23 protein-coding genes are annotated in these 23,345 nt (G+C 68.1%); 8 read left to right on the forward strand and 15 right to left on the reverse strand.

Features of this window, described 5'->3' with window-relative positions; all coding sequences use genetic code 11:
* Positions 1-7: 7 nt before the first annotated feature.
* Positions 8-394, forward strand: coding sequence for a VOC family protein (locus LFM09_RS04830; RefSeq protein WP_396419397.1), 387 nt, complete (start codon positions 8-10; stop codon positions 392-394).
* 41 nt (positions 395-435) lie between these two features.
* The gene (locus LFM09_RS04835) at positions 436-1,284 is read left to right on the forward strand and encodes a GNAT family N-acetyltransferase (RefSeq protein WP_414095023.1); all 849 of its coding nucleotides are present in this window, start codon (positions 436-438) and stop codon (positions 1,282-1,284) included.
* Here the strand turns inward: LFM09_RS04835 and LFM09_RS04840 are convergent.
* The 3 genes from LFM09_RS04840 to LFM09_RS04850 are packed head-to-tail and all read right to left on the reverse strand — an operon-like array spanning position 1,281 to position 3,839.
* Positions 1,281-1,772 (reverse strand): DUF6912 family protein, encoded by a 492-nt coding sequence (locus LFM09_RS04840; RefSeq protein WP_414095024.1) that lies wholly within the window; start codon positions 1,770-1,772, stop codon positions 1,281-1,283. The genes LFM09_RS04835 and LFM09_RS04840 overlap by 4 nt on opposite strands.
* Complete coding sequence (locus tag LFM09_RS04845) at positions 1,769-3,163, reverse strand: WS/DGAT/MGAT family O-acyltransferase (RefSeq protein WP_414095025.1); 1,395 nt, start codon at positions 3,161-3,163, stop codon at positions 1,769-1,771. The genes LFM09_RS04840 and LFM09_RS04845 overlap by 4 nt, the downstream gene beginning before the upstream one ends.
* Before the next feature lie 10 nt (positions 3,164-3,173).
* On the reverse strand, positions 3,174-3,839 hold the full coding sequence (locus LFM09_RS04850) for a phosphotransferase (protein WP_414095026.1): 666 nt from the start codon (positions 3,837-3,839) through the stop codon (positions 3,174-3,176).
* Between the two features lie 105 nt (positions 3,840-3,944).
* Between LFM09_RS04850 and LFM09_RS04855 the strand changes: the two genes are divergently transcribed.
* Complete coding sequence (locus LFM09_RS04855) at positions 3,945-4,697, forward strand: TrmH family RNA methyltransferase (protein ID WP_414095027.1); 753 nt, start codon at positions 3,945-3,947, stop codon at positions 4,695-4,697.
* Positions 4,698-4,700: 3 nt separating this feature from the next.
* Here LFM09_RS04855 and LFM09_RS04860 read toward each other — a convergent pair whose 3' ends face one another.
* Together LFM09_RS04860 and LFM09_RS04865 are read right to left on the reverse strand one after the other, a co-directional pair.
* Positions 4,701-5,000 carry a hypothetical protein gene (locus LFM09_RS04860; protein WP_414095028.1) on the reverse strand — a complete coding sequence of 100 codons (300 nt, stop codon included), beginning with the start codon at positions 4,998-5,000 and terminating at the stop codon, positions 4,701-4,703.
* A gap of 84 nt (positions 5,001-5,084) precedes the next feature.
* Positions 5,085-5,495 carry an HAD-IA family hydrolase gene (locus tag LFM09_RS04865; protein WP_414095029.1) on the reverse strand — a complete coding sequence of 137 codons (411 nt, stop codon included), beginning with the start codon at positions 5,493-5,495 and terminating at the stop codon, positions 5,085-5,087.
* 117 nt (positions 5,496-5,612) lie between these two features.
* On the opposite strand from LFM09_RS04865, the gene LFM09_RS04870 reads away from it, so the two are divergent.
* A complete protein-coding gene (locus tag LFM09_RS04870; RefSeq protein ID WP_414095030.1) occupies positions 5,613-5,972 on the forward strand; it encodes an Rv3235 family protein in 360 nt (119 codons plus the stop codon).
* Positions 5,973-6,619: 647 nt separating this feature from the next.
* Here LFM09_RS04870 and secA read toward each other — a convergent pair.
* Positions 6,620-9,559: a preprotein translocase subunit SecA gene (gene secA / locus LFM09_RS04875; RefSeq protein WP_414095158.1), complete on the reverse strand. Its 2,940-nt coding sequence runs from the start codon at positions 9,557-9,559 to the stop codon at positions 6,620-6,622.
* Positions 9,560-9,838: 279 nt separating this feature from the next.
* The gene (hpf, locus tag LFM09_RS04880) at positions 9,839-10,510 is read right to left on the reverse strand and encodes a ribosome hibernation-promoting factor, HPF/YfiA family (protein ID WP_414095031.1); all 672 of its coding nucleotides are present in this window, start codon (positions 10,508-10,510) and stop codon (positions 9,839-9,841) included.
* 964 nt (positions 10,511-11,474) lie between these two features.
* Between hpf and LFM09_RS04885 the strand changes: the two genes are divergently transcribed.
* Positions 11,475-12,092 (forward strand): ComF family protein, encoded by a 618-nt coding sequence (locus LFM09_RS04885; RefSeq protein ID WP_414095032.1) that lies wholly within the window; start codon positions 11,475-11,477, stop codon positions 12,090-12,092.
* A 104-nt stretch (positions 12,093-12,196) separates the two neighbouring features.
* Here the strand turns inward: LFM09_RS04885 and LFM09_RS04890 are convergent, their stop codons facing one another.
* The 5 genes from LFM09_RS04890 to LFM09_RS04910 all read right to left on the reverse strand — a co-directional run bounded on the left by LFM09_RS04890 (position 12,197) and on the right by LFM09_RS04910 (position 18,091).
* On the reverse strand, positions 12,197-13,933 hold the full coding sequence (locus tag LFM09_RS04890) for an LpqB family beta-propeller domain-containing protein (protein ID WP_414095033.1): 1,737 nt from the start codon (positions 13,931-13,933) through the stop codon (positions 12,197-12,199).
* Positions 13,930-15,666, reverse strand: a complete 1,737-nt coding sequence (gene mtrB / locus LFM09_RS04895; RefSeq protein WP_414095034.1) for an MtrAB system histidine kinase MtrB — start codon at positions 15,664-15,666, stop codon at positions 13,930-13,932. The genes LFM09_RS04890 and mtrB overlap by 4 nt, the downstream gene beginning before the upstream one ends.
* Positions 15,667-15,676: 10 nt before the next feature.
* Positions 15,677-16,354 (reverse strand): MtrAB system response regulator MtrA, encoded by a 678-nt coding sequence (mtrA, locus tag LFM09_RS04900; protein WP_030471262.1) that lies wholly within the window; start codon positions 16,352-16,354, stop codon positions 15,677-15,679.
* A 185-nt stretch (positions 16,355-16,539) separates the two neighbouring features.
* Complete coding sequence (locus tag LFM09_RS04905) at positions 16,540-17,370, reverse strand: SAM-dependent methyltransferase (RefSeq protein WP_414095035.1); 831 nt, start codon at positions 17,368-17,370, stop codon at positions 16,540-16,542.
* Positions 17,371-17,446: 76 nt separating this feature from the next.
* Positions 17,447-18,091, reverse strand: coding sequence for a dTMP kinase (locus tag LFM09_RS04910; RefSeq protein WP_414095036.1), 645 nt, complete (start codon positions 18,089-18,091; stop codon positions 17,447-17,449).
* Positions 18,092-18,223: 132 nt separating this feature from the next.
* Between LFM09_RS04910 and LFM09_RS04915 the strand changes: the two genes are divergently transcribed.
* Positions 18,224-19,192, forward strand: a complete 969-nt coding sequence (locus tag LFM09_RS04915) for a helix-turn-helix domain-containing protein (RefSeq protein ID WP_414095037.1) — start codon at positions 18,224-18,226, stop codon at positions 19,190-19,192.
* Between the two features lie 193 nt (positions 19,193-19,385).
* Here LFM09_RS04915 and LFM09_RS04920 read toward each other — a convergent pair whose 3' ends face one another.
* Positions 19,386-21,428 carry a hypothetical protein gene (locus tag LFM09_RS04920; RefSeq protein ID WP_414095038.1) on the reverse strand — a complete coding sequence of 681 codons (2,043 nt, stop codon included), beginning with the start codon at positions 21,426-21,428 and terminating at the stop codon, positions 19,386-19,388.
* 21 nt (positions 21,429-21,449) lie between these two features.
* Positions 21,450-21,815 (reverse strand): hypothetical protein, encoded by a 366-nt coding sequence (locus LFM09_RS04925; RefSeq protein ID WP_414095039.1) that lies wholly within the window; start codon positions 21,813-21,815, stop codon positions 21,450-21,452.
* A 69-nt stretch (positions 21,816-21,884) separates the two neighbouring features.
* Between LFM09_RS04925 and LFM09_RS04930 the strand changes: the two genes are divergently transcribed.
* Positions 21,885-22,739 carry a DUF5753 domain-containing protein gene (locus LFM09_RS04930; RefSeq protein ID WP_414095040.1) on the forward strand — a complete coding sequence of 285 codons (855 nt, stop codon included), beginning with the start codon at positions 21,885-21,887 and terminating at the stop codon, positions 22,737-22,739.
* Positions 22,714-22,884, forward strand: coding sequence for a DUF397 domain-containing protein (locus LFM09_RS04935; protein ID WP_414095041.1), 171 nt, complete (start codon positions 22,714-22,716; stop codon positions 22,882-22,884). Before LFM09_RS04930 ends, LFM09_RS04935 begins: the two co-directional genes overlap by 26 nt.
* Here LFM09_RS04935 and LFM09_RS04940 read toward each other — a convergent pair.
* A complete protein-coding gene (locus tag LFM09_RS04940; RefSeq protein ID WP_414095042.1) occupies positions 22,874-23,335 on the reverse strand; it encodes a hypothetical protein in 462 nt (153 codons plus the stop codon). The genes LFM09_RS04935 and LFM09_RS04940 overlap by 11 nt on opposite strands.
* Positions 23,336-23,345 lie beyond the last annotated feature (10 nt).

A 23,345-nucleotide genomic window follows, 5' to 3' on the forward strand; every position in this document is an offset into this window, starting at 1 on the left:
CCGTCGGGTGGCGCGGGTGACTGGCATCGGCGGGGTTTTCCTGCGTTCCCGAGATCCCGTGCGCCTGGCCGCCTGGTACCGCGACAACCTCGGCGTGCCGATGAGCGAAAAGGGCACCGTCACCTTCCACTGGCTCGACACGGCCACGACCGACCACCCCGGCACGACGACGATGGCGTTGTTCGCCCAGGACACCGAATACATCGGCGAGCCGCACCAGCGCACCATGCTGAACCTGCGCGTCGACGACCTGGTGTCGTTGATGGCGAAGCTGAAGGCGCGCGGGGTGGAGGTGCTGCCGGAGACCGAGGACTCGGAGTTCGGGCGGTTCGGGTGGTGCGTGGATCCGGAGGGGAACCGGATCGAGCTGTGGGAGCCCGCCGAGGGCATGTAAATCCGGATGCGGCCGACCAGCCCGTGGTGTGTGATCGGCCCGTGTTGCGAACGCCGCAAGTCAACGAGCTGACCGCAGCCGTGCAGGCCCTCCGCGAGTGGCAGCACGACGACGCGCCCATGCAGCTGCATCCCGGCGACATCGGCTGGGCCTGGCGACTCGGCGCCGAGGCAACAGCCGCTGCAGTCCGCACCTGGAGCCGCGACGGCAGGATCCTCGCGGTCGGCTTCCTCGACCAGCCGGACCTGCTCCGCTTCACCATGGCCCCGGATGCCCACCACGACGAGGACCTCGCGCAACAGCTGGCAGAGGACGTCAAAGACCCGAGCCGTGGCGTGCTCCCTGCGGGCAAGGTCTACATCGAGTCCCCGAAGCACACCCGCTTCCAGGAACAGATGTTCAGCGACGGCTGGCAGTCCGACGAACCGTGGACCCCACTGCGCCGCGACCTCTCCCAGCCGGTCGAAGACCCCGAAGCAGAAGTCGAGGTGATCGGCCCCGGCCAGGCACACGAGTACGCCGAAGTGATCAGGGCGTCGTTCGACCGCTCGACCTTCACCGAAGAGCGCTGGCACAACATGGCGAGCGGCCCGTACGAAGACGCCCGCAGCCTCGTCGCCTACGCAGAGAGCCAGCCGGTCGCAGCCGTGACCGTGTGGTCAGCGGGCCCCGGCAAGCCCGGCCTGCTCGAACCCATGGGCGTGCACCGCGACCACCGCGGCCGGGGCTTCGGCAAGGCCATCACCATCGCCGCGGCGAAAACGCTCCAGCAACTCGGCTCGTCCACGGCACTCGTCTGCACACCGAGCAGCAACGAAGGCGCCGTCGCCACCTACAAGGCCGCCGGTTTCCAGCCGATGCCCGAGGTCTTCGACCAGCGGCGGGACTAGAGCAGCTCCAGGACGAACGCGAGCTCCTGCGGTGCGTACCAGGCCAGTTCGTGGTCCTCGGCGCTGCCCAGCGTGAACTCGGCGTCCGGGTCGCCCATGTCCGCGGCGTCGACGACCTCCGCGGCCGCGCGCACGTCCTCCTCGGCCTCGGACGTGTCGAGGTGCACCGAGGCGACGTCCTTCAACGTGACCGAGCCCGCGACCTTCACCACCGAGTAGTCGAGGTCCGGACGCAGCGTCACGTCGTCCATGTCCACGGCGAGCACTGCGCGGCGTGGCTCGGCCTTTTCGTCGCCGGCCAGCAGGCGCAACGAAGCACGCGCGGCGTCCAGCATTGCGGCGTACTCGAGCTCTTCGGTGTCGCCCGCCGCGTAGGACTCGCGCAGTGCGGGAGTCAGGGCGAACGCGGTGCCACCGATCGGGGCCAGTTCGCCGCTGTCGACGAACGTGCGCAGCATCGACACCGTGGCCGGGATGTAGACCCTCATGACGTGCTCGCCGTCCCCATCAGTTCCTCCACCGACTCCTCGACCATGGTCGCGAGAACGTCCACATCGGACATGGCGTCGCGGTCGCCGTTCAGTCCGAAGTAAACACCGCCGTCGTACGACGTCACCCCGATGGCCAGCGCCTGGTTCTTGGCGAGCGGGACGACCGGGAAGATCTCGGTCATTCTCGCCCCCGCCGCGTACAGCGGCACCTGCGGGCCTGGAACGTTCGTGACGATCACGTTGAACAGCCGGCGGCTGAACGAGCTGGCCGCCCGCGCGCCTAGTGCGTGCAACGTCGGTGGTGCGAAGCCGGAGACCTTCACCAGCGCGTCGGCGGCGACGGACTGGCCGGACTCCTTGTGTGCGCGCATCGCGTGCGAGACGTGGTGCAAGCGCACGACCGGGTTCGGTTCGCCGACCGGCAGATCGACCAGATAAGCGGACACGTTGTTGCCGGAGTCCGGGTCGGCCTCGCGGACGGACAGCGGCGCCATCGCGCGGATCGTCGTGCTGCCGGTGACGTTCTCGCCCCGGCTGAGCAGCCAGTTGCGCAGCGCACCGGACAACGCCGCGAGCACCACGTCGTTCACGGTGCCGCCGTGCGTCTTGCGGATCGCGCGCAGGTCGTCGAGCTGAGCGCGCGCTACGGCGAAACGGCGCTGCGGCGATGTGATGCGGACGTTCAACGGGCTGCCAGGGGCGGGCGTCGCGGCGGTGTGGATTGCGGCGGCCACTGCACCGAAGGCGTTGATGACCTTCCCGACGGTGGCGACGGTGTCCATCGCGGCGCTGCGGACGTTCTCCGCGAGCTCGCCGGGGCGCTGCACGATGTCGGTCACGGCGTCGGCCACGAGCTGCAGCCCGCTCGGCTCCGGCTGCGGCATCCAGAGGTTCTCGACGTTGGTGCGCGGCGACGGCGACACGTCCAGCATGACCTGGCCGATCTCCAGCGACGCGATGCCGTCGATCATGGCCTGGTGGGTCTTGGTGATGACCGCGGCCTGGTTCTTCGCGAGGCCCTCGACCAGGTAGATCTCCCACAACGGGCGGGAGTGGTCCAGCGGCCGCGACATCAGGCGCGCGACCAGGTCGTGCAGCTGGGTGTCGTTGCCCGGCTTGGGCAGGGCCGAGCGGCGCACGTGGTAGGTCACGTCGAAGTCCGGGTCGTCGACCCAGACCGGGCGCGCGATGCGTCCCGGGACGTGCACGACCTTCTGCCGGTAGCGCGGCACGAGGCTCAGGCGCTGCTCGATCAGGTCGACGAGCTTGTCGTAGTCGAAACCCGCCTTGGGCCGTCGGAACACGGCCACTCCGCCGACGTGCATCGGCGTCGTGGAGTCCTCCAGGTACAAGAACGAGGCGTCCAGCGCTGACAGACGGTCCGGCATGGGCCTCAGCCTAGTGGCGTTTGCGATCCATCAGTTTCTGAAGTGCCGCGCGTTCTTGCGGATCGCGGTCATGACGTTCCAGACGGATGCGCGCAGCCTCCGGGATCGCCTCGATCGCCTTCGGGTCCACGTTGGCCATGAACGACCTCAGGAACCGCCACCGCGTGAGCTTCTTGACCGGCGCGAGGCGGGCCACGGCCAGGGACACCCAGCTGAGCGCGACGTCGAGCCGGCGGTCGCCCTTGGTAGCGCACGCCCAGTCGAGGACGACGGGACCTTCCGGGCCGAGCACGACGTTGCCGGGGTGCAGGTCGAGGTGCAGGAGGTTGCCCTCGCCGCTGAGGAAGTCGGGCGCCTGGATGAGGTCGAGGCGGTGGTGCAGCTCCGCGAGGTCCTCGCCGAGACGGCCGGCGAGCCACGGCTTGCGGCCGATCTCCTCGGACATCCGCGGGCCGGGCACGTACTGCATGACGAGCTCGTCCTCGGTCGCGTCGTGAACGCGCGGGACGGGGATGCCGTGACCGCTCAGGTACAACATCATCTCGGCCTCGCGCCGCAGGTCACGGCCGGTGCGCGTGCGCTTGACGAGCAGCCCGTCGGACCGGATGAACACATCCGAGTCCTGACCGCTCGCGAGATGTTGACGTTGCGCGACGCTGCGCATACCTGCCGTCATGTGACGATCATCATGCATATGATCCAAAGCACAAGGGCCGAACGGCTCTACTGGAGCTCTTCACCCGTTTGAGCCGACTGTGCTGCCCTCTGACACCCTCTTGCTGTGGAAATTTCACCCAAGGACCGCTTCGTCACCGTCTACGGCCGCAAGCCCGTGCTGGAGGCGCTGGACGACCCGGCGCTGTCCGTGGACAAGGTGGTGCTCGCCGACACGGCTCGCGGCCCGGCGGCGCGCGAGATCCTCGACGCAGCGCGTTCCCGTGGTGTTGCCGTGCAGCGCGCCACCGCGCAGCGCGTGAAGGTGCTGGCCGGCAACGGCAAGCAGGACCAGGGCGTGCTCGCCGACGTGGTGGCGCCCCGGATGAAGCCCCTTGAGCTGGCCCTTTCGGAGGGCGGGTTGCGGTCCGTGCTGGTGCTGGACGGCATCACGACGCCCGCGAACGTCGGCATGATCCTGCGCACCGCGACCGCCGCGGGCATCGACGGCATCGTGGTGCCGCGCCGTGGCGTCGCCTCGATCGACCCGCTCGTGGTGAAGGCCTCCGCCGGGGTGGCTTTCCGCGCGCCCGTGCTGCGCTGCGGCACCGCGGCGGAGGCCTCGGCATTGTTGCGCTCGTCCGGCTTCCCGCTTTACGCGCTGGATTCACACGCGTCCGACACCCTGTATTCCGCCTCTTTCGGCGGACGCGCTGCTTTTGTGCTGGGCAGCGAAACCTCCGGAATCACCGACGACGTGCGACCACACATCACGTCGTGGCTGTCGATTCCGATGGCGGCAGGCGTGGAATCCCTGAACGTGGCGTCAGCGGCGGCCGTGCTCTGCTTCGAACTCGTGCGCCGCTCTCAGGACCGATAACGCTCAGAGCCAGTAGACGTGGTACCCGTCGACCCTCGGGTAGCCCAGCAGTGACGTGCACACGGCGACCGACGACGAGCCCCTGACCCGGCCGATCGTGCCGTACTGGTCCCAGAACGCCAGCCCGTTCGAACAGTGGGCGACGGCCCGGAAGCGCCCCGGCCTGCCCTCGTCGCAGTAGACCTCGACGCTGCGACCGTCCCGCAGGAACTCCTCGAAACAACCGCGCTCCTGCGCCTGCGCGGGTGATGCAATTGCCGTGGCTGCAATGGCGACTGCAACACAAGCGACAATTCTTCGCATTTTCTCCCCTATGTATTCGACTGCTTGCCTAATTGACCGTAGTGCGTCGTCGAATACTCGGCAATTACGCTGCGGGGTGAATGGTCAATCGCGGAGTGCGATCGCTAGCAGGATTTCCAGCTCCTCGAGGGTGGACCGTGTCGACCGATGGTGGACGCCTACCATGCCCGCCTCTGCGGCGCCTCTCACGTTGATGGCCAGGTCGTCCACGAAGACGCACTCGCTCGGCTGGAGTCCCAGTTTGGCGGCCGTGAGCAGGTAGATCTTGGTGTCCGGCTTCGCCAGGCCCACCTCGCCGGAGATGATCGTGGCGTCGAAGAGCGCTTGCCAGGTTGCCGGTGGCTGCCACCAGCCGTCCGCGTTGGACAGCAGGGCGGTTTTCAGGCCGTGTTGTTTGACTGTTCTGAGGGCGGTGAGGAGCGGGGGTTCTTCGGCGTTGTCCTCGCCGGGATCGGTCAGTACGCCGCCGTAGTCGAGCACCAGGGCTTTGAGCACCTTGTGGACGGTACCCACTCTTTGGGGTGGATCGCGTCCTGATGTTCGCGGTGGCGCGCCTGGTTCGGCATGCCCCCAGTTGTTCGTCGTCTTGCTGCTTATGAGCCTCCGGCCGGGATGGGTGTCATTCCTCGGCCGCGGCCTCCGCTGGCGCCTTGGGTGCCTCCGCCTGATCCGCCGCCGCCTGTGCTGGATGCCGGGCGGCTCGTATCGGTGGTGTTGGAGGTGTTGGACGGGAGGCGGTCTGGGCGGTTGTTGCGGGAGGTCGCTGTGCCTCGGCTGGCTGCCCGGCTGGGAGCTGCGGTTCGGGCTCGCACTACTCGGCTGATGCGGCCACCTCGGGTTTGTCATCCGTCGCGGTTGGTGGCTGAGATTTCCGCGGTTGTGCGGAGGGAACGGCGGGTGCTTGCGGTTGCTGCTCGGGTTGAGCACCGGGGTGGGCGGTGGTGGTTCACGGCGTTCTCGGTGCTGGAGTGAGTGGTCCCCAGTGGCCGGACGTGCGAGTCGGCTTGCGGGCGTTGGTCGCGTTCCAGCGGGGTGGTCACCTGGCGTGCGGGCGGTCACCTTGCGTGGGTGGTTGCTCAGGTCCTTAGACGGGCTTTGGTTGCGTCATCGCCGCTTCGCGACGATTGCGATTGGGGCTTGACTTCGGGGCCCTTACGAGGCGCTGGTCGGCCTTAAAAAGCCGGGCTGATAAAGCGCCCGGCCGATCCGAAACGGCAGCGCCTCGAACCCAAAGTCAAGCCCCAATCGCCGTCGTGCGTGGGCGCGTTGACACGACACGTCACCATCACCGCTACCCATGCGGGCACCAGGCCTTTACAGGCTCGCTTCGCTTCGCCAGTGGGGGAAGGGCGGCTCGGCTGCGCCGTTGCCCAGCGCGGCAGCAGGCCGTTTCGGGCTCGCCTCGCTTCGCCCTTGGCGTTGGCCGTCAGCCGGGGTGTCGACGCGCCGACTGCGGAGATGCGGTGGCGGGTGCTTGCTCCGGGCCAGCCCTGTTCGCCCCCGCCAGCCGACCTGCCCGCGCGGCTGTGGCGGGTGCGCGGTGCCGTTGCTTGGTCCGGAATGCGCGTGGGCCGCGCTCCCTGAGGAACGCGGCCCACGTGGTGGTGCAACCGTGCGTGTCAGCGCTTCTTGCGCTGGTTCTTCGCCTCCTGGCGGGCTGCCTCGCGGCGCTCCTTGCGGGTGCCGCCGCCCTGCTGGCCGCCGCCCGTGGGCTCGCCGTGCTGTTCGACGCCGCCGTCTTCGGCCGGGCCGCTGTAGCTCAGGTTCTGCTGGCCGGGGCCGCCGAGGCCCTTGCCGCGCAGGGCCGGCGGGATGGCGTTGCCGCTGGCCAGCTGGGCCATTGCCGGGCCGGCCGGGGCCTGGGCCTGCTGCTGGGCCTGTTGCTGGGCGGCTGCTGCTGCGCGGGCTCGGGCTCGGGCGCCTCCGCCGTTGCCGGAGACCTGCGGGAGGGCCTGCGGGGCCGCGCCCAGGGTCACCGGGACCTCGGGCTCTGCCGGTTCGGGCTCGGCGGCTTCTACCTGGAGGTTGAAGAGGAAGCCGACGGTTTCCTCCTTCAGCGCGTCGAGCATGGCGCCGAACATCTCGAAGCCCTCGCGCTGGTACTCGATGAGGGGGTCGCGCTGCGCCATCGCGCGCAGGCCGATGCCCTCCTTCAAGTAGTCCATTTCGTACAGGTGCTCGCGCCACTTGCGGTCCAGGACGGACAGCAGGACGCGGCGTTCCAGTTCGCGGGTCGCGCCTTCGCCCACGCGGCTGTCGATTTCGTCCTCGCGGGCCTGGTAGGCCTCGAGTGCGTCGGCGACGAGGAGGTCGCGCAGGTACTCGCGCGTGATGTCCTCATCGGACTCGAGCAGTTCCTTCGCGTCCAGCTTGACCGGGTAGAGGGTCTTCAGGGCCGTCCACAGCTTGTCGAAGTCCCAGTCCTCGGCGTAGCCGTCGGCGGTGGCGCCGTTGACGTACTCCTCGACGACGCTCTCGATCATGTGCTGGACCTGTTCCTTCAGGTCCTCGCCCGCGAGAACGCGGTGGCGCTCGGCGTAGATCACCGTGCGCTGGCGGTTCATGACCTCGTCGTACTTGAGGACGTTCTTGCGGATCTCGAAGTTCTGCTGCTCGACCTGGGTCTGCGCGCTGCGGATGGCGCGGGTGACCATCTTGTGCTCGATCGGCACGTCGTCCGGCACGTTCAGGCGCGTCATGACCATCTCGACCATGGACGCGTTGAAGCGGCGCATCAGTTCGTCCTGCAGCGACAGGTAGAAGCGCGACTCGCCGGGGTCGCCCTGACGGCCGGTGCGGCCGCGGAGCTGGTTGTCGATGCGGCGCGACTCGTGGCGCTCAGTGCCGAGGACGTAAAGGCCGCCGGCCTCGCGGACCTCGTCGGCCTCTGCCTTGCCCTGGGTCGTGAGCTCCTCGACGACCTTGGCCCACTCGGCCTCGTACTCCTCCGGCGTGGTCACCGGGTCGAGGCCGCGGTCGCGCAGCTCGTGGTCGGCGATGATGTCCGGGTTGCCGCCCAGCACGATGTCGGTACCGCGGCCGGCCATGTTCGTCGCGACCGTGACGGCGCCCTTGCGGCCCGCCTTCGCGATGATCAACGCCTCGCGGTCGTGGTGCTTCGCGTTCAGGACCTCGTGCGGGATTCCGCGGCGCAGCAACAGCTTCGACAGGTACTCGGAGCGCTCGACGCTCGTGGTGCCGATCAGGACCGGCTGGCCCTTCTCGTGCTTCTCGGCGATGTCGTCCGCGACCGCGTCGAACTTCGCCTCCTCGCTCTTGTAGACGAGGTCGGGCTGGTCGGTGCGCTGCGGCGGGCGGTTCGTCGGGATCGGGACGACGCCCAGCTTGTAGGTCTGGTGGAACTCGGCCGCCTCGGTCTCGGCGGTACCGGTCATGCCGCCGAGCTTCTCGTACAGGCGGAAGTAGTTCTGCAGGGTGATCGTGGCGAGAGTCTGGTTCTCCGCCTTGATCTCCACGCCCTCCTTGGCCTCGATGGCCTGGTGCATGCCCTCGTTGTAGCGACGACCGGAGAGCACACGACCCGTGAACTCGTCGACGATCATCACTTCGCCGTTGCGGAGGATGTAGTCCTTGTCGCGGTTGTAGAGCTCCTTCGCCTTGAGGGCGTTGTTCAGGTAGCCCACCAACGGCGTGTTCGCCGCCTCGTACAGGTTGTCGATGCCGAGCTGGTCCTCGATGAACTCCACACCGAGCTCGGTGACGGCGACCGTGCGCTTCTTCTCGTCGTACTGGTAGTGGTACGACTTCGACTTCTCCTCGATGACCTCGATGCGGTCCTTCTGGGAGAGCTGCGTGACGTCGATGCCGCGCATGCGCGGGGCGAGGCGGGCGAACTCCGTGTACCAGCGGGCCGACTGCTCGGCCGGGCCGGAGATGATCAACGGGGTGCGGGCCTCGTCGATGAGGATCGAGTCGACCTCGTCGACGATCGCGTAGTAGTGGCCGCGCTGCACGCACTCGTCCAGGCTCCACGCCATGTTGTCGCGCAGGTAGTCGAAGCCGAACTCGTTGTTCGTGCCGTAGGTGATGTCCGAGTTGTACGACGCACGACGCTGCTCCGGCGTCATCTCGGACAGGATCGCGCCGACGGACATGCCCAGGAAGCGGTGCACGCGGCCCATCCAGTCCGCGTCGCGCTTGGCCAGGTAGTCGTTCGTGGTGATGACGTGGACGCCCTTGCCGGCGATCGCGTTGAGGTAGACGGGCATGACCGAGGTCAGCGTCTTGCCCTCACCGGTGCGCATCTCGGCGATCTGCCCGAGGTGCAGCGCTGCGCCGCCCATCATCTGGACGTCGTAGGGGCGCTGGCCCAGGGTGCGCTTCGCGGCCTCGCGGGCCACGGCGAACGCCTCGGGCAGCAGCTCGTCGAGCGACTCCCCCTCGGCGTGGCGCTTCCTGAACTCCTCGGTCTTGCCGCGCAACTCGGCGTCGGAGAGGTCCACCACCTCTTCTTCCAGGTGGTTGATGTGCTGTGCGATGTTGCGGAGGCGCTTGAGCATCTTGCCCTCGCCGGAGCGGAGCAGTCGGGACAGCACCATCTGGATAGACCTCATCACCTGTATCGCGGCGCGCCCACGTCGGACGCCTTTCCCCTGCCCATCGTAGGCAAGTCGCCAAGATGTGCGCACAGACACAGGCGGATTGGGCCCCACGACCTGGTATATGCAGGTCAGGTGCCTACGCGAGGTGTGCCGCCACCTTGAGCTACTGGTGTTCTGAACGCATGAGACCCGCGTAAAGGTTCCTGGTCGGCGCAACTTCACCTTGACGGTGAACGCTCCGGCTCCGATCGGCGGTCGAAGGTGTGGTTACCGGTGTCAGGCCAGCCTGATCACGCCGTAGTCGAATCCCTTCCGGCGATAGACGACGCTCGGGCGCCCGCTGTCGGTGTCGGCGAACAGGTAGAAGTCGTGTCCGACCAGTTCCATCTCGTAGAGGGCCTGGTCGACGGTCATCGGTTTGGCGGCGTGCTCCTTTTCGCGTACGACGCGTCCGGGCAACTTGTCTTCGAGGCCGTCGTCCCAACGCTGCGCGGGCACTTCCGCCATGCCCTCGTAGTCGGCCTCGGGTGCGTCGAGCACCGCGGTCTTCGCGCGGCGCGACGTCATGCTTTCGCCGGCGGCGGAGGAGATGTCCCCCAGTCCGCTTGTCGCTTCGGCCACCGAGATCGGGGCCCGCGCCCCGTGGTGGACTCGCCTGCGGTCGTGCGACCGACGCAGGCGGTTCTCGAGCTTCGCGACCGCAGAATCGAGCGCGGCGTAGAAGTCACCCGCGCAGGCTTCGGAACGGACCACAGGTCCACGTCCCTTGCCGGTGATTTCGACCCGCTGGCAGTTCTTCGACTGTCGGCGGTTCGGCTCGTGGAAAAGCTCCACGTCGAAGCGGATGACCTTGCGGTCGTAGCGCTCAAGCCGGGCCAGCTTTTCGGCGACGTGCACCCTGTAGTGATCGGGCACCTCGACGTTGCGGCCCTTAACGACGATGTCCATACACGACCTCCCTCGCTTTGCTGCGAGCTATGGCTGGACTGCTTTAAAGCGCCGTGGCGATCTTGGATCGCGGATGTGTCGCAGAGGGTCGTCTCCCTCAGCTCTCACGGCGCCAGGGTCATGGGCTGTTCGCCTCCTCCCCGCGGGCCGGGAACGCTGATAGCGGTGCACGTTAGCTTGGGATTCACCGTCGCGTAAGCCCCCTTGACGGGGGAACACGCAGATTTTTTGGTGACTACGCAGCGCGACGACACCGCGTTGCCAGTCGTGTCCCGAGCGTGCCACGAACCGAGCTCACCGGCATCTCGCTCACCCGTACGGCGCAGCCCCAGACCGGCACTCGACGGCAGTCTCGCTGCGTCGAACGGGTCCAGTCGCGGCCTCATACCCAGCCAACGGGCGACCGCCGCGTCATGTTCCCGAAACCTGGAAGAGATCGATTCCGATCCACCAAGTGGGACCGCGGCGCACTTCTTCCGAGGGAACTGATCCGTTCCGATGCCCGATCACGAGCCAGTCACGCCTGGCTGAACGGGGGATTTCGCCCAATGGCGGACAACGGCGTTGATCACCACCCTCACCGGACATCCCGGCATTTCCTCTGGTCAGATCGACAAGTGAATAATCGTTAACCAGTACCCGCCCCGCCGGCGGTCTCGCCGGACAGACCGCGGGTCAGGCCTTGCGTGCGGCTGCGACCAGGTTCGCGGCCTGGCGGACGCCCAACGTGCGGACCGCTCAGTTCAGAAACATCCCGTCAACAGACGTTGGGACAAACGGGTCGAAACGAGTTACGTGATCTTGCCCGGTCGTCACAGAAGCCTTCGCGAGCAGGGGATTTCGTCCATCCAGGACCCACCGGAGATCGACAACGTCACCGGAACTTCACCCTTGTGGGCGGTGCCGAAAGTCCCGCCCGGCGCGACCACGATTTTCTGTCAGACCCCGTCGTCATCCTGGTGCCATGAACGGACTCGACCTGCTCCTGCCGGCCTACTGCTCGGGCTGCGGTGCGCGCGGCGCCGCCTGCTGCGTCTCGTGCCTCGACGGTTTCGGGCCGCCCGAACGCATCCAGGTGCCCGGTGTCGGGCCGCCTGTGTGGACGCTGGCCGCCTACGACGGTGCCGCAAGGGAACTCGTGCTGGGCTTCAAGGAACGTGGCGCACGAGCGCTCTCAGCGTGGTTCGGCGCGATGGTCGCGGCGGCGCTCGTCGTGGTGGGCCCGCGTCCGTGGACGCTGATCCCGGCTCCGTCGCGGAGGACCGCCGCGCGGGCTCGCGGTGGAGACCACATGCTGCGGATCGCCGAGGCGGTGCACCTCGCCGCGGTGGCTCCGGTGCTGGGGTTCGGCGCTGGCGTGGCCGATTCGGTGGGGCTGAACGCGACCGGGCGAAGAGCGAACCTCGCCGGGCGGGTCGAGGTCCACGGCAGACCGCCGCCGGGCACGACCGTGCTCCTGGACGACGTGATCACCACAGGCGCCACGGCGGCTGCGTCTGTGCGTGCCTTGCGCAAGGCGGGGGTGCGCACGCATGCGGTGCTGGTGCTGACCTCGGCACGTCCAGCAACCGGCCACGCCTGACACCGGCACGCGCACTAGGGCCGCATCCGTACGCGCCTTACGCAAGGCAGGCGTGCGCACCCATGCCGCGCTCGTGCCGACCTCTGCACGCCCGAAGAACTGATTCAGCCCGGGTAGAACACCGACGCGCCCGGCGAGACCCGGATCGCGCTCGACTTCCACACGTCGGTGATGTCCGCCGCCGACCAGAGACCGGACGAGTCGATCACCTGCACCTGCCGCGCAGGTGCCGCCGCCACCGGACCGACCGGCACGGTCAGGTTCGACTGGCTGTAGCGGTCCAGCTTGGACCCGTCCGTGTAGACCTTGCTGACCGGCAACGAAGGGAGGGACGACGACACGACCAGCACGTCCTGGGAGAGCCAGTCGATCGACTGCACCGACGAGCCGAACGCGGACGGCTGCACCGGGCGTGGAGCGCGCAGGGCCACGTCCTGGTTGTTGCGCACCACGGACGCGACGTAGAGCTTGCCCGCGATCACCAGTGCCGCGCGGGTGCCGTCGCGGGACAGGCGGAGTTCGCTGATCGAGCCGAACGGCGCGAGCTCGGTGATGTTGACGCCCTTGTCCGTCCAGCTGCCGTTGTCGGAACGGGTCACGCGCGCCACGGAGGAGCCGTTGACCACGGTCCACACCTCGCTGCCCGGTTCCTTCGGGCCGCTGGAGAGCTGCCACGTCGGTCTGCTCAGCGTGGTCGCCCGGAGGTCCACTTCGGACAGGTCGCCCTCCAGCTCACCGACGCGCAGGCGCATCTGGCCGCCGCCGCGTGACACCACGGCCAGGCGCGAGCCGTCGAGTGACTGGGCCGCGCTCACCGCGTTGTACGCGCCTGCGCCGGCGGGGCCCTTGATCGGGTTGCCGTCGGCCAGCGACCGCACAGCCCCGTCCATCGTGACCAAGCCCTGGAGGTTCGAATTCAGCGCCAGCAACGCCTCGCCCGCGATCGCCGACACGTCGGACGGCCGGTAGTCGCGCTGGTCCGGCAGGATCTGCTGCCCCTCGACCAAGACCCTGACCCGGGAGGTGGTCACACCGGAGTACGACTTCACCACCTGCGCCACGATCTGCTTGCTCTTCTCCGGCGTCAGGTCCTTGCCCACCTTGGTGAGGTTGACCTCCAAGGCCCCGTCGTCGGATTCCTTCGTCTCCGAGAACGCTTCCGTGTCCGGACCGAGCGCGCTCACCAACGTGTCGCGCAGCGCCTCACCGGGGCCCTTGGTGAGCAGTTCGGTGACGCGGAACGGGATCGAGGTGGCCGGCGGGACGACGACGTAGCGCGCGTCCGGCACCAGCACGGTGAACTCGGGGTTGTAGAAGTACAACGTCACGCGGCGGTACGTGGTGCTGAAGAGGTTCTGCGGCATGTAGACGCCCGGCGGCGGCTCGGAGATGCGCCACTGGCCGTCGCTGTTCTTCTCCAGCTTCACCGGCTGCTGGAAGTCGCCGAGCTGCGGCGTGAACGCGTTGTCGTTGCCCAGGCGGCCGACGTTCTTGCCTTGCAGCAGCACGGTTTGCGTCTTCTCCTGCGGCGCCTGCGAGGTCGGCACGGTGGAGAACGACGTCTCGATGATGGTGGGGTTGCGGGTGTCCCAGTTCTTCGCGGCTTCCGGCGTCAGGTAGGCCTTGGCGGCCGCGAAGCTGCCGCCGGGGTTCGAGGTCGACTCGATGAAGTCGCGCACGATCTGGAACGGGTCGGCGCCGCGCGACGGTTCCGGTGCGTTGACCGTGTTCGACGCCTTGCTGTCCTTCGACCCGATCGGTTTGGGCTGGGTGTTCGTCGGGATCGCCGCGCACCCGCTCAAGGTCAGGAGCACCATCGCCAACAACGCCAGCCGCTTCACCGCACTTCCTCCGAAACCTCATCAGCCACGGCGTCCACCGGCTCCGCGGGCTGCCAGGTGATCTCCTCGGGGGTCAGCTCGACCTCCTCGGGTTCCTCCGCCACGGCCGGTTCCTCAACCACCGCAACGGGTTCGAGCTCGAGCGCGGGCGCCAGCGGCAGCGGGCTCTCCCGCACCTCCTCGCCGTGGCGGCGCGGCAGCGTCAACCGGAACACCGCGCCGTGGCCCGGTTCGCCCCAGGCCTCCAGCCAGCCGCCGTGCAGCCGCGCGTCCTCCAGTGAGATCGAGAGACCCAGGCCCGTGCCACCGGTGCGGCGGTTGCGGGACGGGTCGGCGCGCCAGAACCGGCTGAACACCAGCTCGGCCTCGCCCTTGCGCAGGCCGACACCGTGGTCCCGCACGGTGATCGCGACCGCGTCGGCGTTGCCGCGCATGGTCAGCTCGACCGGCTGGCCCTCGCCGTGGTCGATCGCGTTCGCCAGCAGGTTGCGCAGAATCCGTTCCACGCGGCGGGAATCGAGCTCCGCGGTGAGCTCGGTGTCCGGCAGGTCCAGCACCACCGGCGAGTTCGCGGTCGTCGAGATCGCGCGCACCGAGTCGTGCGCGCGGCGCGCCAGCACGCGGATGTCGACCTGGTCCGCGGTCAGCTCCTCGACACCGGCGTCCAGCCTGGAGATCTCCAGCAGGTCGCCCAGCAGCGACTCGAACCGGTCGAGCTCGTCGACCAGCAGCTCGGTCGAACGGGCGAGCCCCGCCGGGAACTGCTCGCGCGAGGCGTGCAGGACGTCCGCGGCCATGCGCACGGTCGTCAACGGCGTGCGCAGCTCGTGCGAGACGTCCGAGGTGAACCGGCGTTGCAGCTGGCCGAACTCCTCCAGCTGCTTGAACTGGGCCTGGATCGACTCGGCCATCTCGTTGAACGACTCGGCCAGGCGCGCCACGTCGTCCTCACCGACGACGTGCATTCGTTCGTGCAAAGTGCCGTCCGCGAACCGTTCCGCGACCTCGGCCGCCTGCCGCACCGGCCGCACGACCTGGCGCGTGACGAGGTTCGCGATCAGCGCGAGCAGGACCAGCAGCACGATGCCGCCGATCACCAGCGTCGACTGCACGACCTCGGCCGTGCGCTGCTCGGCGGCCAGCGGGAAGATCAGGTACAGCTGCATCGAGCGCGCCGACGTGCTCATCGGCATGCCGACGACGTACAGGGTCGTCGGCTGTCCGTTGCGCTGCACCGTGTGGATCTGGGTGCCCTCGTCGCCGAGCTCGACCATCTCGCGCAGGCCGCGCGGCACGTCGTCGAGCGGGCCGACGAACGGCACGCGCCCGGCGCCGAGCCCGTCGGCCAGCACCGGTTCGAACGCACCGGCACCGGCCGTCGTCGCGTCCGTGCCGACGCCACCGGTCGCGAGCTTGTTGATCGCGCTGGTGAACCGCGTCTGCACGCTGTCCGGGCCGGGGTTCAGCCCGATCAGGTCGGACTGGATCAGGTTGCGCGACGCGTTCGCCTGCCGCACCGCCGCCTGCTCCTTGGTGTCGAGCAGCTGGTTGGTGATCTGCATCTGCAGCACCATGCCCAGCACGAACACCACGGCGGACGACAGCGCGAGCGTGGACACGACGACGCGCAACTGCAGCGAACGACGCCACAGGTCACCAAACGCGGCCCACCGCTTACGCGCCTCCTCGACGAGGAACTGCGCCTTCGCGACGACCGGACGAACGAACTTCATACGCCACCTGTCACGGAGGGCCGGCCTTGTACCCGACACCGCGGACAGTCAACACCACCTCGGGGTGCTCCGGGTCCCGTTCGACCTTGGAGCGCAGCCGCTGCACGTGGACGTTCACCAGGCGCGTGTCGGCGGCGTGGCGGTAACCCCACACCTGCTCGAGCAGCACCTCGCGGGTGAACACCTGACGCGGCTTGCGCGCCAGCGCGACGAGGAGGTCGAACTCCAGCGGCGTGAGCTGGATCGGCCTGCCCTCGCGCAGCACCTCGTGGCCGGGGACGTCGATCGTGAGATCACCGATCTGCAGCACCTCGGAGGGCTCGGCCTCCGTGCGGCGCAGGCGCGCCCGGATGCGGGCCACCAGCTCCTTGGGCTTGAACGGCTTGACCACGTAGTCGTCCGCACCGGACTCGAGGCCCAGCACCACGTCGACCGTGTCGCTCTTCGCGGTGAGCATCACGATCGGCACGCCCGACTCGGACCTGATCGCCTTGCAGACGTCGATGCCGTTCATTCCCGGCAACATCAGGTCGAGCAGCACGAGGTCGGGCTTGAGCTCGCGCAGCGCGGGCAGGGCACGGGCACCATCGGCGACCACCGCGGTGTCGAAGCCCTCCCCGCGCAACACGATCGTCAGCATCTCCGCCAGGGCGGGGTCGTCATCGACGACGAGCACGCGTGCCTTCATGCTCAACATCGTCGCACTCCCGGTCGCACGTTCGCGCACCACCCACGTTCCGTTGCCGCTGGTGGCGGTGTGCGCTCGCTCGGTAACCGGCCGGAACTGTCGCTCCACGTACCCCACCTCGCCCGATTCGGCCTGTTCGTCGCGGGGTTATCCGCGCGACGCTCACCTTTCGTTACCAGGCGTTCTCAGGCCGTGCGGATGGCCGAGGCCAGCCAGATGCGCGCATCACCCACCTTCCGCGGGTCGGTGATCGCCGGAACCGCGCGGTCGTGCTGGGCGGCCAGGTCGACCTGGTGGGTCACCGTCGCGTGCCAGCCGTGCCCGGCCAGCCACTCGATCGGGTCCTCCACGTCGGACTGCCAGCGCGCGTCCATCCTGCCGAACCGCTCGTGCACGGCCCTCATCTGCGGCAACTCGCGGAACTCGCGGTTGACGTGTTCGAGCGCGAGCGTGCTGCCGGGCGCGGACAGCGCACTCACCCAGTACAGGATCTGCTCGCCGGCGTCGGGCGGCAGGAACATGAAGAGGCCCTCCAGCAACCAGGCTGTGGGCCTCTTCGGGTCGAATCCGGCGTGGATCAGCGCTGTCGCCCAGTCCTCCCGCAGGTCGCAGGGGACGACGACCCGTTCACAGGCGGGCCGGGCGAGCAGGTCGTGCAGAGCGTCTTCTTTGAACTCGAGCAGGTCGGGTAAGTCGAGTTCGAAGAGTGTTGTGCCCGGTGGCCATGTCAACCGGAACGCTCTGGTGTCGAGGCCCGCTGCCAGGATCACGACCTGGGGCTGGGCCGAGCTGAGGAGCTGGTCGTCGAAGTACCGGGTGCGCAGGACGAAGTGCTCCCCTGCGAGGGTGCGGACGCCGTTCAGGTCGTTCGCGGAGCCGGCGGCCTCCACGAGTCCTGCGGCCAGCGGGTCATCGAAGAGGCGGCGGAGATGACGTTGCTCGTTGGCGCGGGCGGCAGCGATCAGGACCGCCGTACGGGCGACTCCGACCGGGGGGCGCTGCAGAACACGCTTCAAGTTGTGATCTCCTATTCACTCACAGTGACGTGCCGGATTCACGATCGTGTCAACCGGTACGCACGTGAGCGACCACTCAAGGAGTGAAGAGTGGTTCCAGAAGCGAATGAAAGTTCACGTTTGACCGCCCGTCGACCACTTGCCACGGGGCGAGCCAGCCGATCTTCGCCAGTCCGTCGTAGACCGCGCCGCACCGCGCCTGCAGCCCGCCATCGGATTCGTAAATGTCCCGGGCACGCGAGTCGTCGTCCTGCTCGCGCTTGGCCGCCCGCTCCGCCGCGACCTCCACGGGCACGCGCAGCAGCAGGTGAAGATCGGGAACGGGCAGGCCGAAGCGGTCGATCTCGAACTCGCGGACCCACCGCACGAACTCGCCGTGCTCGTCCTGGTGCAGTCGCGCGGCGCTGTAGGCGGCACTGGAGGCCACATAGCGATCGAGCAACACGACGTCGTGCTCATCGAGGTCCTTGCGGATCTCGTCGGCCGCGCCGCGCCGGTCCAACGCGTACAGCACGGCCATCCCGTAGACCGAGTCGCTGGTGTCGCCGAGGTTGCCGTAGAGGGCGTCGCGGACCAGATCGGCGTGCACGCTGATGCCGTAGCGAGGGAAGGCGTGGCTGGTCACGGTCCTGCCCTGGGCGTGCAGCGCCTCGGTCAACCCGTTGGCGAGAGTGCGCTTGCCGGCCCCGTCCAGGCCTTCGATGACTACGAGCTTTCCCACGCCGCGACCTTAGTGGCCACTCACACGGCCGCCGTGCATCCCCCACACGGGCGAAATCCGATCTTTCGATCACCAGAACGAGTGACTACGGTGAACAGTCACACGGCGCGTGTGTGAAGGGTAGGTGCCGCGGTGGCCGCGGAATCCGGGCACGCCGGGTCGGTCGAAGAACCGATCGGTAACCCGACCGGGGGTCTGCCGACCCCGCTCGCCGAGACGCTGCGCTACGGGCCGTTCCACCGCGCTCTGCGGGAGGCGATCGCCCACCGGGGCCTCTCGCTCGCCCGGCTGCGCGCCCACCTCGAACAACTGGGCGTCCAGGTCGGCCAGTCAACGCTGTCGTACTGGCAACGCGGCCTGCGCCATCCCGAGGTCCCCCGCGCCATCAGCACGGTGCGCGCGCTGGAGACCGTGCTGCGCCTACCGCCGTCGTCGTTGCTCGACCTGATTGGCCCGCGCAACGCGAACACCTACGCCCCGCGCCCCGTCGCAACCTGGCCGGAGCCCGCGCCGCTGCTCGCGTCGTTCGACTCCGTACCTGAGGCCGCGCGTGGGAACGCCGACCTCGAAGTGCTGTCCGTGCACGACACCGTGCAGATCGGCATGCACCGCGAACAGCGCTCGATCACCACGCGGCTCGTCGTGCGCGCGGTGCGGCAGGGCCCTGATCGCTACCTGGCTCTGCACCACGGCGACGAGGGTTCGTTGATCGAGAACGCCTTGGTGAGAGCCGGCGAAGGCTGCCGGCAGGGGCGTCTGCGCCGGGAAAGCGCTTCCCGCAACCTGGCCGTGGAGATGCTGTTCGACCGGCGGCTCGCGGCGGGTGAGGAGCACGTCTTCAGCTTCACCATCGTGGACGACACCGGCGGCTCGACCTCGGGGAACCACCGGACTTTCCGCGACGTCTGCGGCTCTTACCTGGTGCAGCTCTCGTTCCACCGACGTGCGATGCCCGCGCGCTGCATGAAGCAGTTCCGCGCCTCGGCCGACGCGACGCCGGTCGACGTCGAGGAGCTCGTGTGCGGGCTCGGCGGCGTCGTCAGCGCCTACTTCGGTGAAGTGGGGCCCGGAATCGCGGGCATCGCCGTCGAGTGGAGTTAGACCCGGGGTCTGGGGTGTCCCCAGAGGACACGGCGAGTGACGTGGTCCGCGCACTCCGCGGACACACGTCCCCTGAGCGAGCGAGGAAAGCGAGAGGGCTAAGAAGACCGGCGGTCCGAAGACCATTCCGGTTCCGGAGTTTAGAAGGAAGCTCTCTCATGGCCTCGCTTCTGCCACGGTAGCAGCGAAACCTCTAGTCCGACAGGAGGTTTCCGAGTTCGGCCACCGTCGTCACGCCGCCCGCCTCCGACCGCGTCAGTCCGATGTGGATGGACGGTGCGTCCGGAGTGGAACCCTTGCGCCCGAACAGCTCCACGAGCCTGCGCACGGTGAAGTACCTGCGGTGCAACGCCGCCGAGGTGATCAGCTTGACCAGGTCGCGGTTCTCCTCGATCCGGTTTCCCCAGGTGATGCCGCGCAGGTACAGGTGCAGCCAGGTGCCGTGCCAGGTGTCACCGTCGCGTTCGAACATGATCGGCAGCGCGACCTTTCCCCTGCCGCGCATGGACGAACGCGCCCGCACCGTGCTCGGCTCGAACGGCTTGCCCTGCTGGTCGAGGTCGCGACTCATGAACCCGAACATCGACTCGGCGACGTCGTCGAACCCCTCCCCCGTGTAGATGTTCACCTGTGGCACGACGTACTTCGCGTTGAACGCGTTGTGATGCAGGTCGATGAACTCGGTCGCACCGTCGGTGGCGTCGGTGATGTCACCCGAGTGGAAGGCGCCGGAGTCCTTCAGCCGCGTCCACGACACGTACCCGCAGAACTCGAAGTTCTCGTTGAGCAGCGCGGCGGACAGGTCGTAGTCGGTGCGCTTGGACGTCTGCCGCCAATGCACGAAGAACCGCAACACGTCGCCGTCGAGCCGCAGCTTCGAGCCGCGCGGCAGCACGCCGAAGCCTTCCTCGGTGGCCGCGCCCGACACCGGCACGGCGACATCGAGCACCTCCGGATCCACGATCAGCTCGGAGAAGTCCGGCAGCCTGCGCACCAGTTCGTCCTCGATGACGCCGATGATCGCTGCGGCGTCGATCGGCGGGCGCGTGTCGTCCGCGATCCACACCTTCCGGCTGCGGTTCGCGAACACCCTTGCGGCGTCCGGTTTCTCGCGGTTGCCCAGGTGTTCCAGCACCGACACCAGCACGCGGCCGGACACGTCGGGCACGGCCGCGCGAACGGCTTCGGCAACACCCGTGGCGCCGGTGCGGACCAGCCGGTCCACCTGGCGCAGCAGCATGCCGGGCGCCTTGCTCAGGATGCGCAACGCGAGGTCGGGGTCGTTGTCCGCGAACGCCACTTCGACCTGCCCGGCGAACGACCGCGCGGTCTTCTCCTTGCGCGCCACGGCGAACACGTCCTGGGCCTGCTCGAACGGGTGCTCGTGCGGGTGCAGCCGCTCACCGAGCCGCTTCCACGCCTCGCGGTGCTGGTTGACATCCCCGAACTTGCTCGTGTCCACCTCGTTCAACGCGGCGAGCAGCGCCCGGCGCTCAGGCCTGCGGAACGACCGGAAGCGCGTGGGTTCCCGCAACGTGACGTCACCGCCGGAAGCCTCGCAGGCCAGGCGCAGGACGTCCGTGACGGTGTCGACGTCGATGAGCGGCCGCTGCGCGACGAGCCGCGCGGCGTTGAGGATCGCGCGGTTCTCCCTGGTCGGAACGGCTTCCGGCACGAGGTCGAGGCGTTGCGTCGCGAGCTCACCGAGCAGGGCGCGGTCGTCCTCGCCGAGCGGGATCGGGCTCGCCGCGAGCTCCAGGTAGAGGCGGGTGATCTCGTCGTCGAGGGTGCCGCCGAGGTGCAGGACGGTGGCGCGGTCCTTCAGCGACCCGATCAGCTCGTCGTGCGCTTCGAGCATCTCCTCGTAGGCGTGCTGGACGCGGCCGTACCGGGGCAGGTCGAGCAGGTTGCCGCGGAAGCCGATGCCCTGCGCGAACGCGTCGTCGATGCACTCCAGCCAGAACTCGACGGTGTCCGGCACGTTGTGCGGGAAGTCCTTGAAGTACGGGTTGTGCTGGGCCTGCCCGCCGACCAGCTCCCGAACCGCACGCACGACCGTGACGGCGTACTCCTCGGCATCGGCGAGGGTGCCGACGTGGTCGAGCAGCTCGCGCGAGGCCTTGAAGCCGGCCTTGATCAGTGCGACGTCGAGCTGTCTGGCGGTCGTGCCGCCATCGCCCGCCGCACCGTCGGACAGAGGCACGCGCAAGGTCTTCTTGATGATGGTCGTCCGCACCACGTCAGTAAAACCCGCACGTCAACCGAGTTCCGAGAGCTTTTCCAGCGCGGCTTCGTACTGCGCCCGGTCGAAGCGGAACGGCCCGAAGCGCGTGTAGTCGCGATCCTCGCGGTAGGGCTGACGGAACTCGTTCCAGACGATCGTGTCGCCGTCGACGGTGATGTCCGCGAGCAGCGGCCAGCACCCCACGTCGCCACACGAGCAGCCGAGCACGGCGACGCCGCGGCCAGGCCTGAGCAGATTGGAGCCCGAGGTGAGCCCGCCGTACGCGTCGCCGGCCGGTTTCATCCTGGCGCGCAGCTCGAAGGTGTCGATGCGCTCGGTCAACGGGACACCGTCGATCAACGGCACCCGCGTCTCCGCATCGATGCCGAGCTCGTTCATGGATCTGAGGGTAATTCCACCCGTTTGGGCACGCCGTTGTTTTTCCTCCATCACCTAACGTCGAGTTCCATGAACGGCGATCCGTCCACTCCGTACAGCCGTGACCTGGGCGACGAGTTGCGTCAGGTGCGGGAGCGCTACACGACGTTCCGGGGGCGGAAGATCGCCCGAATGCTCGGGTGGGATCCGGGCAAGGTCTCCAACATCGAGCACGGCAAGGTGCGGGCGAGTGAGATCGACATCGTCCAGTACCTGGGCCGCTGCGGCCGCCCCCAGACCTTCATCGAGGACTTCCTCAACAGGTACCGGTCCGCGTTCGATCACTATTTTGTGCAAGTGCCGACCAACTTGCGCACGATGTCGATGGCGGAGTCGAGCGCAGACAAGATCACCACCTACGACCTGACGACGATCCCAGGGCTACTGCAGGTCGAGGAGTACGCGAAAGCGCTTTACGAAGCCCGTGGCGTACTCGCTCCAGAACGGATCGAGGCAGCGGTCCGCTTCCGCATGGAACGACAGGCGATCATGCGGCGACACGATCGCCCAACGTGCACCTTCTATGTTCACGAGAACGCACTGCGGCTGAAGGTCGGCAGTGACGAGATCATGGAGGAGCAGCTCATGAGGCTCCTGTTCAACACACATGCCCTTCGGATCGTGCCGTCGGCAAGTGGTCCGGCAGGTGTCTTCATGGGGCACTACGTGTTGTGGGAGTACGAGAAGCGCAGCAGCGTCGCCTATACCCATTCCGATCTCGCCAAGGTGTTTGTGCAGGACGAAGTCGGGGTCAAGCGTTGTAAGTCGATCTTTGCGCGCCTGGATGCGCTCGCTCTCGATGAGGAACAATCGCGAACGATGGTGGCGGATCTCGCCAGCCGATCGCGGGAGGACCTCAGTGGCCGGAGACTGCACCTGGCGTAAGAGCAGCTACAGCGGCGGCGACGACGTCGATGACGACTGCGTCGAGGTGGCGTTTGCCCAGGTCGTGCGCGTCCGTGACTCCAAGAACGCCGCTGGCCCCGAGCTGAAGTTCAGCGTCGAGGCCTGGCGGGCGTTCATCGACTGAGTTCGGCGGGCAGCGGCAGGTCCAGCGCCGTCAGGAACTGCGCCGTCTTGAGCTCGACGAACACGTCGACGTCCTCGACGTCCTGTTCCTCGTCCAGCGAGAAGTCGTCCGGGTTCTCGTCCGAGGCCAGGTAGCCGAGGATCTCCGCCTGCTTGGCGGTGGCATCGCCGGAGTTCTGCAGCGCCCACCACGCGGCCAGCCCCGCCGCCTCGCGCAGGACGTCCGTGGGGTCTGAGGCGTTCGGGTTCTCGAAGTAGGTGCGCGGCGTCAGGCCGAGGTAGGCGACGCCGCTGCCCGGACCGGCCGGCGCGTAGACGACCGAGGTGATGTCGCTGTCGTGGATGTCGATCCACAGCGACGGCTCGTCCAAGGGCGGCAGCTCACCCTCGGACAACGTCTTCCACTGGCCGTGCTCGTAGGCATAGGTGCCGAAGAATCCCACGCCGGACATGAAACAGGGG

Origin of the sequence: Lentzea alba (assembly GCF_047445655.1) — a bacterium.
Taxonomy (GTDB): domain Bacteria; phylum Actinomycetota; class Actinomycetes; order Mycobacteriales; family Pseudonocardiaceae; genus Lentzea; species Lentzea alba_A.